This is a genomic window from Vibrio sp. GLN_1, from assembly GCF_043106015.1.
In the GTDB taxonomy this organism is placed as follows: Bacteria; Pseudomonadota; Gammaproteobacteria; order Enterobacterales; family Vibrionaceae; genus Vibrio; species Vibrio parahaemolyticus.
Genome location: NZ_JBICMD010000007.1, coordinates 14,461 through 31,119 on the forward strand (window position 1 = coordinate 14,461; position 16,659 = coordinate 31,119).

Annotated in this window: 12 protein-coding genes; 5 read left to right on the forward strand and 7 right to left on the reverse strand. The window is 46.2% G+C overall.

Translation table 11 applies throughout. The features are described 5' to 3' along the window. Nucleotides 1-8 precede the first annotated feature (8 nt). The 3 genes from ACF8OV_RS02770 to ACF8OV_RS02780 form a co-directional block, all read right to left on the reverse strand. Nucleotides 9-2,147, reverse strand: a complete 2,139-nt coding sequence (locus ACF8OV_RS02770) for a TonB-dependent hemoglobin/transferrin/lactoferrin family receptor (RefSeq protein WP_203503402.1) — start codon at nucleotides 2,145-2,147, stop codon at nucleotides 9-11. Then, a complete protein-coding gene (locus tag ACF8OV_RS02775) occupies nucleotides 2,148-4,148 on the reverse strand; it encodes a prolyl oligopeptidase family serine peptidase (RefSeq protein WP_203503405.1) in 2,001 nt (666 codons plus the stop codon). A gap of 322 nt (nucleotides 4,149-4,470) precedes the next feature. Then, entirely contained in the window at nucleotides 4,471-5,817 is a 1,347-nt protein-coding gene (locus tag ACF8OV_RS02780) for a DEAD/DEAH box helicase (protein WP_005499754.1), read from the reverse strand. 552 nt (nucleotides 5,818-6,369) lie between these two features. Between ACF8OV_RS02780 and ACF8OV_RS02785 the strand changes: the two genes are divergently transcribed. Next, nucleotides 6,370-6,624, forward strand: a complete 255-nt coding sequence (locus ACF8OV_RS02785) for an Lpp/OprI family alanine-zipper lipoprotein (RefSeq protein ID WP_005462467.1) — start codon at nucleotides 6,370-6,372, stop codon at nucleotides 6,622-6,624. Nucleotides 6,625-6,650: 26 nt separating this feature from the next. Here the strand turns inward: ACF8OV_RS02785 and ACF8OV_RS02790 are convergent, their stop codons facing one another. From ACF8OV_RS02790 to ACF8OV_RS02805, 4 genes are read right to left on the reverse strand one after another with little or no spacing between them, the layout of a single operon-like run. Further along, complete coding sequence (locus ACF8OV_RS02790; RefSeq protein ID WP_005462944.1) at nucleotides 6,651-7,577, reverse strand: L,D-transpeptidase family protein; 927 nt, start codon at nucleotides 7,575-7,577, stop codon at nucleotides 6,651-6,653. 6 nt (nucleotides 7,578-7,583) lie between these two features. Continuing rightward, nucleotides 7,584-8,999: a deoxyribodipyrimidine photo-lyase gene (gene phrB, locus ACF8OV_RS02795; RefSeq protein ID WP_203503408.1), complete on the reverse strand. Its 1,416-nt coding sequence runs from the start codon at nucleotides 8,997-8,999 to the stop codon at nucleotides 7,584-7,586. Between the two features lie 9 nt (nucleotides 9,000-9,008). After that, nucleotides 9,009-9,821, reverse strand: coding sequence for a MerR family transcriptional regulator (locus tag ACF8OV_RS02800; protein WP_140258215.1), 813 nt, complete (start codon nucleotides 9,819-9,821; stop codon nucleotides 9,009-9,011). Next, complete coding sequence (locus tag ACF8OV_RS02805) at nucleotides 9,811-10,761, reverse strand: DUF523 and DUF1722 domain-containing protein (RefSeq protein ID WP_203503412.1); 951 nt, start codon at nucleotides 10,759-10,761, stop codon at nucleotides 9,811-9,813. Before ACF8OV_RS02805 ends, ACF8OV_RS02800 begins: the two co-directional genes overlap by 11 nt. A gap of 398 nt (nucleotides 10,762-11,159) precedes the next feature. Between ACF8OV_RS02805 and deoD the strand changes: the two genes are divergently transcribed. From deoD to ACF8OV_RS02825, 4 genes are all read left to right on the forward strand, one after another. Then, nucleotides 11,160-11,870 (forward strand): purine-nucleoside phosphorylase, encoded by a 711-nt coding sequence (gene deoD, locus ACF8OV_RS02810; RefSeq protein WP_005462930.1) that lies wholly within the window; start codon nucleotides 11,160-11,162, stop codon nucleotides 11,868-11,870. A gap of 68 nt (nucleotides 11,871-11,938) precedes the next feature. Continuing rightward, complete coding sequence (locus tag ACF8OV_RS02815; RefSeq protein WP_023584554.1) at nucleotides 11,939-13,408, forward strand: lactate dehydrogenase; 1,470 nt, start codon at nucleotides 11,939-11,941, stop codon at nucleotides 13,406-13,408. Nucleotides 13,409-13,571: 163 nt separating this feature from the next. Beyond that, nucleotides 13,572-15,056, forward strand: a complete 1,485-nt coding sequence (locus ACF8OV_RS02820; RefSeq protein WP_203503415.1) for a hypothetical protein — start codon at nucleotides 13,572-13,574, stop codon at nucleotides 15,054-15,056. Further along, nucleotides 15,040-16,623 carry a GGDEF domain-containing protein gene (locus ACF8OV_RS02825; RefSeq protein WP_005485863.1) on the forward strand — a complete coding sequence of 528 codons (1,584 nt, stop codon included), beginning with the start codon at nucleotides 15,040-15,042 and terminating at the stop codon, nucleotides 16,621-16,623. The genes ACF8OV_RS02820 and ACF8OV_RS02825 overlap by 17 nt, the downstream gene beginning before the upstream one ends. Nucleotides 16,624-16,659 lie beyond the last annotated feature (36 nt).

Here is a 16,659-nt window from a genome sequence, read left to right on the forward strand (position 1 = left end):
AGCTCCTACTAAAAGATGTACTTCGCGTTAACCGTAAAGTAACGACCTGGTTCCGTTGAGTAGCGTTTGCTCTCATCAGCTATGCCAGCAACGTCTTGGTAACGAATGTATTCTTTGTCGAACAGGTTGATGATGGTCGCACTCAAACGGAAATCTTTGGTGATTTGGTAACTTGCTCCCAAATCGAGCGTGTTCCATGCTTCTGTTTTTGCGCATTCAGTCTTTTGTCCGAGCGACGTTTGGCAACTCGGCACACGATCCATCGAACCAGCCCAATTCCACGTCGCGAACGCATTAAAGTCTTGTTGCTGGTAGTTCAGCCCAACATTGCCCTCAAAAGGCGTGATGCTACGAACGTATTCGCCCTCAGCGTCCTTTCCGTCCACATAACCAAGCTTGGTACTTAGCTTCCAAGACGATGTGAAAGCATACGCGGCAGAAAGCTCCGCGCCGTAGGTTTCAACGCCGTGTAAGTTTTGGTATTGCTTGACGTAGTTGCCGAAGTTATCTTGACCCGTGGTAACAACATCAATGAAGTTTTGGAACTTGTTGTAAAACGCAGAAACGTAAAGTTGCGCGCGGCCATTATCGAATTTGTTACCGATTTCAAACGAGTCCGAAGTTTCAGCCTCTAGATCCATATTTGGTGCAATAACAAAAGGCGTCAGCGGCACAAAGTCGTGGCTTACGAAGCCATACGCCTTATCGTATTCTGGCGCTCGATAGCCGTGATCGTAAGAGAGGTAAACTCGGTTGTTTTCGAACACTTCACGAGAAATCGACAAACTTGGTGAAATTTCAGAACTGTCGATATCTTTCAATGGATATCCACCGATATCATTCTGGCCATCAGGTGAAAGTCGGTGCGCATCGAAACGCAAACCGCCAGTCAATGTCCATTTTTCCAGCTCAATCATGTCACGGAAATAAAGCCCAATGTTGTAAGCACGTGCAGCCGCAAAGGGTTGCTTTTGCGATGCGTTGGAACCCGTCCAATCGAGGACTTTCTGATTATCTTCCCGTTGGTAGTAATCTGATGCTATCTCAACGCCATACGCTAACTTGTGCTCAGCCGATGAGGCGTGAAGCGTCTGTTTGAAATCCGCTCTCAAACCGACGGTGCTATCGGTAAATGTTTTGTGCTCAAGTTCGCGGCGCTTGATCAACAGACCATTGGCGTCGGTAGAGTTCATTAAGCGATTGGTGTCTGTGACCACTTCGGTATGACGCCAATAAACTTTGGTATCCAACTCTTCAAACCATGCTGGATCAAGCGGCGTTAGCTCTGCACCTAAATATGCACTGTATTCTTCTGTCGATTCATCTTCTGCAAAGTCTTCGATATGCCACTTGCCATCTTTTTGTATGGATGACGAACCTTCAAGGCGTTGTTGGTCTTGTCGATAGAGTTCGGCACGCGCTTTGATCATCACTTCATCATTGAAGAAATGATGGATGGCGTATGACGCGCTGTAACCATCCAAATCGCGGTTGTACAAATCTTGGCTGAAGTTACGCGTCTCTTCACCTTGCCAATAAGCCGCGTTGACCAAGCTTTCCGTATCGCCAGAACGAAATGCCAAATTGCTCGCGCCTTTGTATTTATTGCTTATCCCCGTATAAGTGCCCGTGGCGTCAACATAAAAGTCACGATATTCTAAAAACTCGCCCGGCTGTTTGGATTTTAGAATCACAGCACCACCAATGGCACCAGAGCCCAAGACTGAGGAACTTGCCCCTTTCACTACTTCTAATGATTCAAGATTAGATAGATCGAACGTGTCGCGGCCCACTTTGTCATTGTTGTCATTCGCCCCAAAACCGTCTGCAGAGCGAATGCCGTCACGAATGATCATAATGCGATTACCCGTCATGCCCCGAATCGTGATGTTTTGTGGACGACCAGCACCACCCGACACACTTACCCCAGGCTCGTGACGCAGCGCATCATAAAGCTCTGTTTCGCCCTTTTGTTCAATCTCTTCGCTGGTGACAACCGCAACACTGCCTGCTACTTCAGACACAGGTTGTTCAATCCGATTCGCCGTCACCACAACCTCTTCCATAGAGAAAACGTCAGATTTGGCGTGCACTTGGCTGGCAGCTAGTACCGAAAGTACTGCCGCTGACACTGGGGTAAGCTTCATTTACTGCTCCGCTTTAGATGTATTAATCAGTGATAAAAGAAAGGCGTATTCTTTTGCTTGTTGTTCTTGCGCTTGTCGCGGGTCCATTTGGTGACCCGAGTTAAAATCGGTCTGTAACAAGTACGGCCCGGTGTGCTCACTTAGCTCAGAAACCTTGGCGAGATACTTGGCACCTTCCCAGTAAGGCACGCGCTGGTCGATCAAACCGACTTGAACCAGCATCGGTGGGTAAGCGTCTTTGTGAATGTTGAGAATTGGATCGTACGCCTTCATTAGTGCCAGTTGTTCAGGTTTGGTTGGGTTACCCCATTCGCCATACTGCTGTGTGGTCAGCGGAAGTGAGGTATCCGACATGCTGGCTACCACATCAACAAAAGGCACTTTAAGCACGACACCTGAAAACAACTTAGGATCTCGATTAACCGCTCCCGCGACCAACGTGCCACCAGCACTAGAGCCAATGGCGAAAACCTCTCTATTACCGCGTTCAAACGTTTTCAGCGTCTTAGCGGCCGCGACAAAGTCGCCAATAGAATTGGCTTTGCGCACACCACGGCCTTGCTCGTGCCACTCATCACCAAAGTGCCCACCACCACGAACATGGGCGATAGCGTAAATCACGCCTTGGTCGAGCAAGCTTATGACTTGAGGCATAAAGTACGGTTTCATCGTAAAACCGTATGCGCCATAGCCATAAATCATCACGGGTGATTGAGCGTGTAATTTGTCTTTGCGATACGCTAAAGAGACGGGAACAGAAACACCATCGTGCTTAATGAAAATTCGTTTTGAAACGTAATGTTGGCTATCAAAATCTTGGTAAGTATCTTGAGAGTACAAAGATTTAGTCAGCGTTTTTACATCGAACTCTTCCCATTGAGGAGGCGTGGTCATCGACATGCTTCGGATACGAATCTTGTTGGATTCAAAATCGCCTAACGTGCTCAACCAAGCGACATTGCCATCGTGTTCCAATGGCAGTATCACTTTTTCCTGACCTTGATAAGAATACACCGTCAACGTCGACACATTGTTTGGCTTACTAAGTGCCACAACTCCTGCATCATAAAGGTAGAACTGCTCAAGCGGCTCACTAGGGTTGGTAAAGCGTTGCCATGTTGCGCTAAGCGGCGTGAGTTCGGCTTGGTAAAGCGCGAACTTTCCTTCAAGATTACTGTTGAGGTAAACATGCCCTTTCGCGACATCTGCGTAATATTCCACGCCCACTTCTGGCACTCGCAATGAATCGGTGACTGTGCCCGTTTCTAGATCGACAAGCTTCTGCTCTGTTGTTGACTCGTTGTTGCTTTGCAGTACGGCGTAACGACTATCTGCCGCGCGATAAAAAGAGAGTAACCAATCTGATTTGTACTCATTCCATACTACTGTTTTAGCCAAAGACTCCGTGGAAATACGTAGGATCTGATGAGGTCGCTGGGTACGCTTGTCCTTTGCTACAAGGTACGCCATTTTTCCATTTTTTGATAACAGTGCACCACTATCGACGTGTGTTGCCAGTTCCGAAGATTGGCCTGAGAGTAAATCAACGACCACGGCTCGATATTGCTCGCTGCCGTCGATATCCTCAGTAAAAAGCAGTTTATCACCACTCACTTGCCACTGACCAAGTTGATAGTATTGATGCGCCGATTGTCGCTCAGCGAAATCAAAAACCGCGTTTTCTGGTGCATGCTGACTCGCACGTGATAACAACACGTAGCGACCGTCACGACGCGTTAACGTCCACTCTCGTCCATTCACAATCGACCATGGCTGCTCGCCTTTGTCTGCCACCATCGTTTCCCACTGTGCCAGCAGATCTTGTGTCAGTGCCTGATAACTTTTTTGATACTGTTCGGTTTTGCGGTTTTGCTGCGTCAAGTAGGTAAGAACTCGCTCATCTTTACGAGCGTCATCTCGCAGCCAGTTAAAATCATCAGCGGCAGTAGCGCCAAAACTAGAGGTAACTATGAGCCCTAAAAAAACATGAGTAAATTTCATATAGAGAGCGAATTCATTTATAGGATTAATGGAATCCGCGTATTCTGCCCTTAAATAAAAATGATATCAATTATCATTTTCATAATTAAATAATATTTTTATCTAACCTGATTGAAAAAACGTTTGCTTTAACCAGTGTAAACACAATCAACATCTTGCTAAATTAGCAATCTGTGCTGTTTATATGAAATCAGACAAATATAAGCATTGGGAGAAACGGTTAGTAAGAAAAGACAAGGGTTGGCTAAGTGACGGGCATAAAAAATCCGAGTGCGAACACTCGGATTTTATATGCATTAGAATCAGTTTAGAACTGAGGCGATCATGACTCTTCAGAGCTTGGTGCCGCAGGCTTTTTCTTAGGGATGAACACGTCATCACCCACCGATACGTTTTTGTAGAAGCTCTTGTCGCGTTTAGCTGGTTGCTTCGCCACTTTCTTCGCTTGAGGACGCGCTTTTTTCGTCGTCGCTTTCTTATTACGGAAATCTTTCTTAGGTGGTTTCAGACCTTTAAATTTACCTTTCAAATCTTCAAACACTGAGAATGCAAGATCTTGCTGTAGGTAAGTTTCGATACGCTTGAAGCTATCCCAGTCTTTTGGACCAACCAGAGAAATCGCATCACCTTTGTTGCCCGCACGGCCAGTACGACCAACACGGTGCACGTATTCTTCTGTATGCTTTGGCATATCGAAATTGATGACGTGAGTCACTGTTGCAATATCCAAACCACGAGAAGCGACATCAGTCGTTACCAGAATCTTAAACACCGCACGCTCAAACTGGCTCATGATGGTGTTACGTTGCGTCTGGTTCAAGTTACCACTCAGTGCAACGGCCTTCAGTTTTTTCTCGTTCAGCTTCGCGGTTAGACGTTCGGTATCGTCACGCGTTGCCGTAAAGATGATCACTTGACGGTATTCCGCTTCAGAAAGTACGCGTTCCAGAATCGCTTCTTTGTGATCAAGGTGATCACACAAGTAGAATTTTTGCGTGATATCTTTGTGTTCTTCGTTAGATACGCCAACTGCGATACGTTTTGGCGCATTCAGCATTTCAGAAGCAATATCATTCACTTCTGCGTGGTCCAGCGTTGCTGAGAACATCAACGTTTGACGACGACGGTGCTTCGCCGCGTTATGGATACGACGTAGCTCAGGCGCAAAGCCCAAGTCCAACATACGGTCTGCTTCATCAAGAATCAGCGTTTCCAAACCGTCAAGGTACAGAGAGCGGTGCTCTAGGTGGTCAGCCAAACGTCCTGGTGTCGCCACGATGAATTTTGGGTAACGACGCAGTGCTTTTACTTGATCGTTAAAGTTCTCACCACCAAGAATCAACGCTGCATCGTAAGATAGACCAGCCAGCATAGAGCGAAGTTCGCCATACACTTGTTTAGCCAACTCACGCGTTGGAGCCAGAATCACAGCACGAGGATCTTTCGCTGAAAACGATTTTGTCTTCAGTGACTTGTGAAGCATTGGCAATACAAACGCCAAAGTCTTACCTGAACCCGTTTTCGAAGATGCCAATAAATCCTTGCCTGCAATCGCAACAGGAATAGCCTGTTTTTGAATATCAGTCGGTTTTTTAAAATCGTAGTGTTTTAGGTTCTTCAACAATCGGTTGTCTAGGCCTAGATCTTTAAATTGCAAAGTATTCTCCAATAAATCAGTCAGCGTCTGAGCGCTCTGTAATGTCGTTTCCGCTCTAACGCAGCAAAAAAATAAAGCTCGGTATAATACCGCAAATCATAGGAGTATAGATAGAGATCACACAAACTAATTCCCACGGATGAAAACAAAACATCATTTGCAACCCAGTGAAGAAGAAGCGTCGGCTGTAACTGGCGAAAACCTTGGCTAGAATTCGAGAAAAAACACGCCCATAAAAGTGTCGAATTCACTTCGTAGAACTAAGCCGATTGCAGTTATTTAGGGGTAGAAACTTTCATTTGTGTCAATATCGTCTAAATTATTGATATCAGGAACGTGGCAAAAATACCTGCTATGTGGACTGTTGTGGGAGCAATCGAAAGGATGAGTAATTACTTTTGTTAGGCTCAGGTAAAAGTTAACGTCAGGTACTCCATGAAATTCTTGGATTTTTTTGACTTTTGCTACATCATGTACTGATAAAATGTAACCACATTTAACCTCGCTACTGTATAAAAAAAGAGTTATAGGGCGAGACTTTCACTATAAGCAAGGAGTTCTTATATGAACAAAACGTTGATCGCAGCTGCAGCAACTTCAGTACTTCTACTAGCAGGTTGTGCTTCATCTGATGACGCAGCAACAGCAAACGCAGCTAAACTAGATGAACTAAGCAACCAAGTTAGCCAACTAAGCCAAGACGTACAATCTCTTCAATCTGACGTTCAAAAATCAGGTGACGCAGCAATGGCTGCTCAAGAAGAAGCAGCACGTGCTAACGAGCGTATCGATAACATCGCTCAGTCTTACACTAAGTAAGATGTTGTTCCGCGCTTTAACGCCCGTTAAGGCGCGGTTATTTCTACTGGGACCCCATTCTGAGCGGCAATAACGGCTTTCGCTTTCACATTCGTCAGTCCAAATTCATTTAGCCACCAGCCCAATTCTTTCGGAACTTGTAAATGATCTTTCTCGCCATTGCTGCGAGTTAACGGTTCATGCGCTTCCACAAACACACTACGATCCGGCTCTAGTGACACTTTCACTGGCTGATTGATGATGTTTACTTTTTCACCACGACGAACTTTGTCGAACAACCATTCGATATCACTTGGGTCCATACGAATGCAACCAGCACTCACGCGCATTCCGATGCCGAAATCTTTGTTGGTACCGTGAATAAGGTACTCACCATTTCCGTAAGCTAGACGAAGTGCAAACAACCCAAGCGGGTTGTCGGGGCCTGCTGGCACAACCGCAGGTAAATCCACCCCTTTCGCTCTGTATTCTGCACGAATAGACGCAGGTGGCGTCCATGTTGGGTTCGGACGTTTTTGGCTGATGCTGGTTGTCATCACTGGTGTATCTCGCCCAATTCGCCCAATACCAACAGGGAAAACATGCACCACATCTTCGCCCTCTGGGAAGTAGTACAAACGCAGCTCAGCCAAGTTAATCACGATGCCTTGGTGAGGAACTTCAGGAAGAATAAGTTGAGATGGAATAGTAAGCACGCGCCCTTCTTGAGGAAGAAATGGATCAACGCCTTTGTTCGCTGCCATCAACGCTAGCATGCCCACGTCGTAATGCTTGGCGATGTTTGCCATGGTCTCGCCTTCTTGCACGACGTGGTTTTCGAGGCGACCAATCAAACGGCTGCCGTCCTCTGGTAACTCGTACATTTTGGCGAATGACAATCCACTCACTAATGATAACGAGACAGATAACAGGGTTCGTTTTGCAAAACTCATTGATCGCTTTTTGCTAAGCATTTCACTCTATTCCTTGGCACTTTTAAAGAGCCGTAAGGTTATCTCTCTTTCAACCTTGTGATCAACCATCGGCTTGTGATATTCCAGTAAAGAAAATCCCTCCCAAGTCCATGGTTTATGGACGAACTTATTCGGCACACTCTTAATTTCTGGCACCCAATGACGCACGAACTGACCGTCGGAATCGAACTTCTCGCCTTGGCTTATTGGATTGAAGATACGGAAGTATGGTTGGCCATCACATCCAGTCGATGCCGACCACTGCCACCCACCATTATTTGCCGCAAAGTCGCCGTCGACGAGCTTGCTCATAAAGTATTCTTCGCCCCAGCGCCAGTCGATATGTAAATCCTTGGTAAGAAAGCTTGCGACAATCATACGAAGTCGGTTGTGCATCCAGCCAGTTTGATTGAGCTGACGCATTGCCGCATCAACAATTGGATATCCAGTCGTCCCCGTTTTCCAACATTCAAAAGCTTGCTCATCGTAAGACCATTGAATTTTGTCTTCCCAGTCGATGAATCCGCGACCTTTGACAAGTTTAGGTTCAAACACCAATAAGTGCTGGTAGAACTCACGCCAAATGATCTCGCTCAGCCATATTGCTTTGCCTTCTGACAAATCCGGTTGTGGATTCTCAGCATACAACCTCGCGATGCACTGTCTTGGCGACAATGCTCCGATGGCAAGATAAGGCGAGAGCTGACTCGTACCATCGATAGCGGGGAAATCTCGCTTCATCTGGTAACCGTCACTACGCTCGCGTGCAAACGTCCTCAATTGCTTGAGAATGTCGTTGGTCGATGCACACCAAGCTTCGCTCGATTCCCTCGGATAAGAGAACGTAAAATCGTCATCAAAACCGTCTTGTTTTACCGCTTCTAACTGCTCACTAGGCAGTTCATTTTGTCTCTGAGGCTTGGATACCGTTGGCAAGGAAAACTTTTGCAACCATGCTCGTTTGAATGGCGTAAATACTTTGAAATACTCGCCTTGCTTGTTGAGTACGGTCGTTGGCGCATGAACGCATTTGTCGTGAAAGGCGTGAAACTCTACCCCACGATTATCCAGTGCTTGAGATACCTTTCTATCCAACTCAACTTCATTCACTTCATAATTGATGTTGACCATTACCGCCGTTGCGTTGAGCTTATCCGCCCAATCGCAAATGACTTTTGTACAGTCATCAAAACGCGGAACTTCTTTATATAGAAGAGGAATGTTTAACTCTGTGAGCTCTTGATGAACATGCTCAAGACGCCTGGCGATTAAATCCGCCTGCATCGGCGCCATGTGGTGCTCTTGCCACTGTTCTGGCGTTGCAACAAAACAAGCAACAACAGGTTGCCCTGTATCAAGTGCCGCCTTTAACGCCGTGTGGTCTAACGTGCGTAAATCACGCCTAAACCAAACCAGAATCATGTGGTCTCCTTACTGAATCTGTGTTTGTGCAAGATGAAGTTTCTCAATAACTTCCGAACACTGCACTTGCTCAGGATACCGCGCTAACAGCGCTTTGAATGCTTCCACTTGCTTGGCAGGTAGCGCCCTATTCGAGAACACATAAACACGCTGGTAGCGTTCAATCACGTCGTGACCCACCAAGCCAGAAACGTCGTCCACCTTGTCGATTAAGGTGATGTGGTAACCTTGCTCACACAACTTCGCCGCCTGAATCCAGCTTTCCGCATCTCGACTTTGTTCAAAGCTGATCAACAGACATTTCCCCTTAGTAGATGCTTTGTTTTCAGAATCGATCACCAATGCCAAACGCGTGATTAAACAGGTTTGGAACAATCCCATCTGCAAAGAGCGCAGCGAGCCCTTAACCAAATCCAATGCTTCAAACACAGGATTGATAAACTGATCTACGACTAAGTTGAGCGGGTACTCTTTCAATACCGATGACAGGACGCTTTCCGTTTTGCCACGATTGAGTTGCGACAAGGCAGACAGTACGGTTTCCACCTCTTCAAGCGAATGGTTTTCTGCACTGATTTCTACATCCGATTGGCCGAGCAATCCTTTCACTTTGCCGATCGCAATACCTTTGGATAGCCAACCTTGAATTTCACGAATCGTATCGAGATCTTGCTGACAATATAAGCGATGTCCTTTTTCCGTTCTTTGCGGTTGGATTAGGTTATAGCGCCTTTGCCAAGCTCTCAGCGTCACAGGCTTAACGCCCGTAATTTCTGCAACATCTCGAATTGCGTATAGTTTTTCTTCTGAACTACAAACCATAGCGTAATCTCATCTCCTGCGGGTGTGGCTCTAAAAACTTCTGTTTTTGCAGATATTCATCTGGATAAGCATTTAGATAGTGTTTAATTAATGTTAGTGGCGCGAGCAATGGCAGCGTGCCAGTGCGATAGTCTTGAATCACGGTCGCGAGTTCTTCTTTTTCATCTTTGTTTAGAGAGCGTTTGAAATACCCTTGAAGATGCATCAACACATTCGTGTTGTTTTTGCGACTGGCACGGTTCGATAGCGCCGTCATCAGACCTAATCGATATTCTCGGTAAAACTCGTCAATCTCATAGCTGGCAACATCTGCGACTAAGCGCCCCAAAGATCGATACGACTCTGGATGGTGCGCCATAAGCGTTAGCTTATAACGAGAATGGAAATCGATGATCTTACCGCGTGTCGGCTCACCTGCCATCGATTCATAAAAATCGTTGAGACAGTAAATGCGAGTAATGAAGTTCTCTTTAAGAACGGGATCATTTAGGCGTCCATCTTCTTCGACAGGTAACCACGGCATTTTTTCCATCAACGTTTTCGTGTAAAGACCAATCCCTTCTTTTGCAGCGTTGTTTTTGCTGTACACTTTTACGCGTTCCATACCGCATGTTGGCGATTTGGCACAAACGATGTAACCACACAATTGCTCATTTTGAAGCTCGTCCACTTTATTTGCGGAATAAGTCAGCATGTTATCTGTGTGATCATTGTCGGGATTTTTCGTTTCAACCAACGCGATGCGTTCTTCATTACTGATTAAACGAATCGTCGGGCGTGGCACCGGCATGCCGACCCCCACTTCGGGGCATACAGAAACAAAGTCAAAATAACTGCTAAGCTCTTTAGTCACAAAGTTACTGACTTTATGACCAGAGTCGAAACGCACGCGTTCACCTAACACGCAAGAACTGATACCTACTTTGATTGAAGATTCCATAGCAACGTCATCCCTATACAAAAAGTTTAGTTGTATAACTTATAGCAAGCCACCCTAAATTGTACAAGAAAATTAGTTGTACAATTTAATCGTTTTACTTACTCCTCCGCGATTTCGATCAGCTCGATTTAAAAAATATTTATCTTTTTCTTTGGCTATTTTGTGTGCGCAATCAACAAATCGCTCAAAAGCAAATCGATTGCCTTTTTGCTTTCAACAGATTTAGTTATCAATAGCTTGGTTAGTTTCGAAAAGGGTGGTTTTTGTGACTAACCTCTCAAGGGATCACTGTACGTCCCGATATTATTGCCTCAACGAAAACGAACAAGTTCAACAGAATTGGTAATAGCATCCTATAATAGATGCGTTTTATCAGAACAAAACTTTGGAGAGCACTTATGGCAACCCCACACATCAACGCACAACCAGGTGATTTCGCTGAAACAGTTCTAATGCCAGGCGACCCTTTGCGTGCTAAATACATTGCAGAAACTTTCCTTGAAGATGTGAAGCAAGTTTGTGACGTTCGCAACATGTTCGGCTTTACTGGCACTTACAAAGGTAAAAAAGTGTCTGTAATGGGTCACGGTATGGGTATCCCTTCATGCTGTATCTACGTACACGAGCTAATCGCTGAATACGGCGTGAAAAACGTTATCCGTGTAGGTAGCTGTGGCGCGGTACGTGACGACGTTAACCTAATGGACGTTGTTATCGGTATGGGTGCTTCTACAGACTCAAAAGTTAACCGTATCCGTTTCAACAACCACGATTTCGCTGCAATCGCTGACTTCAGCCTTCTAGAAGAAGCGGTTAAGCAAGCTCGCGCTCAAGAAGTGCCAGTGAAAGTAGGTAACGTATTCTCTGCAGACCTGTTCTACACACCAGAAGCAGACATCTTCGAGAAGATGGAAAAACTAGGTATCCTAGGTGTAGACATGGAAGCGGCAGGTATCTACGGCGTAGCTGCAGACCTAGGCGCGAAAGCTCTAACTATCCTAACGGTTTCTGACCACATCATCCGTGGCGAAAAACTAAGCTCAGAAGAGCGCCAAAAGTCGTTCAACGACATGATGAAAGTTGCTCTTGAAACAGCAATCAACATCTAAGAAGTTATTAAGTAATAATTTGCAGCCAGTGCCTGACTGGCTGCCCGAATTATCCCGAGGGGGCGATTGTGTCTAACGGCGAACTGCCAAAAGACGCAGATGGGTTACAACTCAACTTTTGTAAAACATTGGCGTGTGACAACTTTGGATTGAGTGATGCAAAGCGTTACGTTCTGCAACATGCGAACCCTAAGCGTCCGGCGATGGTATGCCGTGAATGTGGAGCTTTCCCCCCCTTACTTAACAACCGCGATGTCGTGAACGAGCTTCATCGCCTCCGACACGTCCACAGTGACGGGTTACCTGCTTGTCGCAACGACGCGTGTGACAACTTCGGACTCTCTGTCCACACTCATAAACACCTCTATCACGCTTTCGGTTACAGTGGCGACCGTCAACGTTACCGTTGTAAAGCGTGCCAAAGCACTTTTGTCGATAAATGGTCTGGCGCCAATAAAAAGCTGCAGTTTCAAGAAAACCTGATGGGCCTTTTGTTCACCGGTTATTCCGTGCGCGAAATTTGCCGCAAACTCAGCATCAACCCAAAAACGTTTTATGATCACGTTGACCACATCGCCAGTCGTTGTCGTCGTAAGCTCGCGACCATTGATGCTCGTTGGGTTAATCACGCCAGTCACTACGAGTTGGCTTCCAGCTACATTGCCTTGCAGCCACACAGCAATAATGGAGTGTACTGGATTGTGTCTGGTGAAGCGCACTCGGGCTACATTCTTTGCCAACACGTGAACTACTCTTCGGATGAAGAACCTATCGCGACGCTGGATCACAACCCGTACGACGAAGTTTCACGTTTTGTCTCTCAAGAGTACACAGCGGAAGCAAGTGAGCCACCAGCGGAACCTTCTAATCACCTTAGAGAGCGTATTGACCAAAAATACCAAACGATTTTGGCTCGTGGTAACGTCGAAGATCCGCTCGGTAACTTATCGGTATTTCATTACCCATCGAAAGGCGCGTTAGTTCGTCCTCCTTACACCTCGTACGCGCACTATTTGCATGTACTTGATATGTGTTGCCCTAACAAGCGGGTTTCGATTTACATGCCACAAGATCCCCTGCTCCGCTCTGCAGCGTTGAGCGTTTGTTTGTCTCGTATTCAAGAGAAAAACGTCGATCTGATGTATGTAGAAGAAGACGCTGGCTGGGACATGACCTCTCCGTTTGGCAAAGTGGATATTGCCTACATGAGTTGGTGGCGCGATCGCTGGGCGATCTCCAGTCAAGGCGAAAGCCACAAAGGCATTTGCTACCTTGCTGGCGATAAAAATGAACCAGAAAAGTGGTTTAACGTTGCAACAACTCGCCATGTGCAGTTCTATCAAAATCGCTTCCAGCTGTTGTTCGAAAGTTTCATTAACGAGCCACGTCGCAAATTGCGACCTGCCGGAATTTTACCTCTTTTAGATATATTCAGAGCTTGGCATAATTTGTGCTATCAGGACAAACAAGGTCTTACTGCCGCACAAAGGCTAGAAGTCACTGACGCACCTCTAACCATTAAGCAGCTCCTATCGTAACTATTTAACTCATTTAGATGTGGTAATTAGGGGCAGTGACGGTATACATTACGGCACCTGATATTTTATGATGTGGCTTTCATGCTGCACTCGTAATGAAGTACGCATCTAACCACTTATTATTTAGGTGTAAATTCCAGTTCGATAGTCATGGATGTGAACGTTGGATAAAACCCAAATTCAGCTAGAAGATGAGCTTAACTCCCTCAAAGGGCAAGTGAAAACGCACCCTGAACGCACTCTTCGCTTCGCCGAGCAGTGCCGCATTCGCGCGGAACAAATACTGTTTATTGACGGAGAAATCAAAGCGTTACTCGTCATGGCACACAGTTGTTGGTGTTTGATGGAATATCGCCAAGGGCTGAAATTCATCAAAGACGCCTACAATAAGCAAATCCAACTGGACACCGACGATCACCTTCCAGAAATTCTGCATATCTTCGCCCTTCAATACTGGGGACAAGCCAAATATTACTCGGCGCAGCAATATTGGATTAATGCCTTGGAGCAATCGGCTTTGGTCGATGACATTGAGATTCAGATTGAATCCCTGATTGGTCTTGGCAATGTTTGGCGCATCACCAACGAACACAAACTTGCCGCATCGACTCATGAGCTTGCAGTTAAAGTGGCAAACAACGTCCGAATTGCATGGTTAGAAGGTAAAGCTCGCATTCTGCTGGCTTGGGACTACTACCTCCTCAACAACTTTATTGAGATGCTAACGGTACTTGATGGCGCAACAGAAGTGCTCAAAGACCATGAAGACAGCACTTGGCAAGCCGAAATTTGGGACTTTAAAGGCCTGGCACTCCTTGGCTTAGAACGCCTAGACGCTGCGGAAGAAGCAACCCAAAAAGCGCACAAGCTGGCCATTGAGCACGATCTAACGTGGATGAAAGCACACTCTTTCATCAGTCGAGCAAGACTAGAGCTACTGCGTAAAAACACGGACAGCGCAGCCGAGTTGTTGCTTGCCGCAGAAGAATCCGCGCTTAATTTCGATAACGGCGAACTGCTAAGTCAGATCTGTTTTCAGCAATCTCGCGTTGCTGAAGAGCAAGGCGATTTCGAAGCGGCATTTAATGCGTTTAAAAAATACCGCAAACATGCACTGAAAATGCTCAAAGAGCAGACCAATCGTGTCAGCATGGATAAAGCACGCGGCTCAAAACGCCAACTCGAACAACGTGCTCGCAAGCTCATCAATCGTATTCGCTCTCAACATGAATACGATCCCGAAAAGCAGTTTTCTAACGTCGTTTCCGAAACGTACTGGTGGGAACAACTGGTTCTATTTAAGACTGAGCTTAAGCGCTCTAACCATGCCGTGATCATGATTCGTCACTCCAATCCTGCGTTTCTCGATGCGTGTACTGAACTGGTTCACTCATTAACGACGCCAAGCGATCTCATTTCACGCCTATCTAGCGATCGACTCGCTATGCTGATTGCCGAAAAAGATCAAGCCGCAGAAGAGCTCTACCGAACCGTGCATGCCATGTTAGACATTTATCCATGGGAACGACGTGGCCTCAAAGGGCCAAAACCGACATTGTATTTACAAGACATCCTGACTTTCCCATTTACTTTAGAGCAGTTGGAAGAAAGCTATATTGAGGTAATGAAGAATGGAACTACTGCTTAGCAAAGTCACTGACGCAGGCATCGATCCTTCTTCTGTTTCTGGGGAAGAAGCCATCACGCTTTGGGAACATATCGGTCGACACATTGCGTCCACCAGCCGTGAAAAAGCACACTGCTTAGTTATCAGCGCAGAATACCGCCGCGAAATCAAACAGCTTTGTGACAGTATCGAAGAGCTTAGACAAGCATTAGAGCTGCTCTCATTACCTGAGGATGTCGAAGATATACTGTCGGTCAAAGCAAGTTTAAGCGAACGGTTGGTTGAAGTTGGTGATTACAACTCTGCCCTCACCGAGTACATCGCCTCCACCAACATCGCAGTGGAATACGGTTTTATCGACGAATACGTTTTAGCGATCATTGGTATGGGCAACTTATGTGATGCTTATGGCGATCACAACCGTGCTCTACGTTACTACCAAAAGATCGACGCGATTGATCACGCCATCAGCAGTCGCTCACTTCGTTTGCGTTACAAACTGTATATGCTCGCCTGTTACATCAGTCTAAAACGCGTGGCCGAAGCCAGCGAATTATTGGGTGAATGTGAAGAGCTCAGCATCCTAGTAAGCGACAAAAACCTCGCCGCTCAAACGCATTTGTATCGCGCTAAATTGCATCGTCTGCAAGAAGAGTATTCCGAAGCGCTGCTTTCCATATCCAGCATTAAGTACACCACCGGAAGTGCGACCACCTATTGGCTCTCAACCATGGTCAAAATTGAAACGGCCTATTGCTTGAATGGTGTTGGCCACACTTCGTTGGCTAATTTGCTGTTGGAGTCCATTGGGAAGCGAATTAAAAAGCATTCTTCGCCCATTCTGGCGAAACGTTTTTACAACGCAATGAGCAAAGTCAGTGCGTCACAAGGGCAGTTTCAGCAAGCTTTAAGCTGTGAGAAACGCGCTTTTCGTATTGAATCAGACTTAATAAAACACATCCCAATCAGCGAATTGGGCGCGGCTCAACTGCGTCGATTGTCTCGCTTTGAATTGCAGTTAAAGCTCATTCTGTCTGAGATTGAAAATAAAGAGCTTAAAGAGACGACCAAACAACACAAAAATACCGTAGCTCAGTTGCAGCAAGACGTATTTACCGATCCCCTTACCTCGTTGCACAACCGCCGCTGGTTAGAGGTAAAACTGAAAGACATGTTGCTGCACGACACTCCATTCGCATTGATGGTCATCGACATCGATCACTTCAAATCCATCAATGACGAACTGAGCCATTTGGTGGGTGACAAAGCGATCAAAAGTGTGTCACAGGAGCTGGCAGCCTACTTCAAATTTAAAGGTGCATCGTGCGTGCGATTTGGTGGTGAAGAGTTCCTTGTAATTCTTGAGAACAGCCAATTGGAACGCGCAGAAATGCACGCTGAAAACTACCGCGAGCGTATTTTTAAATATGCATGGCGAGACATTCTTGGCGAACGCGGCCTAACCGTTTCCATCGGTATTACACTCCATCGCGAAGGGGAAAACACTCAGCGCACCTTCTACCGCGCCGATAAAGCCTTGTATCGTGCCAAAGCCAATGGCCGAAACCAAGTCTGTACCGAACTTTAAGCCACGCCCCAGTTGAAATCTGGGGGCTTTATCATG

Excerpts from the sequence above, each read along its gene's own strand:
- ACF8OV_RS02770 (WP_203503402.1), bottom strand. The coding sequence starts at position 2,147 with ATGAAGCTTACCCCAGTGTCAGCGGCAGTACTTTCGGTACTAGCTGCC.
- ACF8OV_RS02825 (WP_005485863.1), top strand. The coding sequence starts at position 15,040 with ATGGAACTACTGCTTAGCAAAGTCACTGACGCAGGCATCGATCCTTCT.
- ACF8OV_RS02790 (WP_005462944.1), bottom strand. The coding sequence starts at position 7,577 with ATGCTTAGCAAAAAGCGATCAATGAGTTTTGCAAAACGAACCCTGTTA.
- ACF8OV_RS02775 (WP_203503405.1), bottom strand. The coding sequence starts at position 4,148 with ATGAAATTTACTCATGTTTTTTTAGGGCTCATAGTTACCTCTAGTTTT.
- ACF8OV_RS02785 (WP_005462467.1), top strand. The coding sequence starts at position 6,370 with ATGAACAAAACGTTGATCGCAGCTGCAGCAACTTCAGTACTTCTACTA.
- ACF8OV_RS02800 (WP_140258215.1), bottom strand. The coding sequence starts at position 9,821 with ATGGTTTGTAGTTCAGAAGAAAAACTATACGCAATTCGAGATGTTGCA.
- phrB (WP_203503408.1), bottom strand. The coding sequence starts at position 8,999 with ATGATTCTGGTTTGGTTTAGGCGTGATTTACGCACGTTAGACCACACG.
- ACF8OV_RS02805 (WP_203503412.1), bottom strand. The coding sequence starts at position 10,761 with ATGGAATCTTCAATCAAAGTAGGTATCAGTTCTTGCGTGTTAGGTGAA.
- deoD (WP_005462930.1), top strand. The coding sequence starts at position 11,160 with ATGGCAACCCCACACATCAACGCACAACCAGGTGATTTCGCTGAAACA.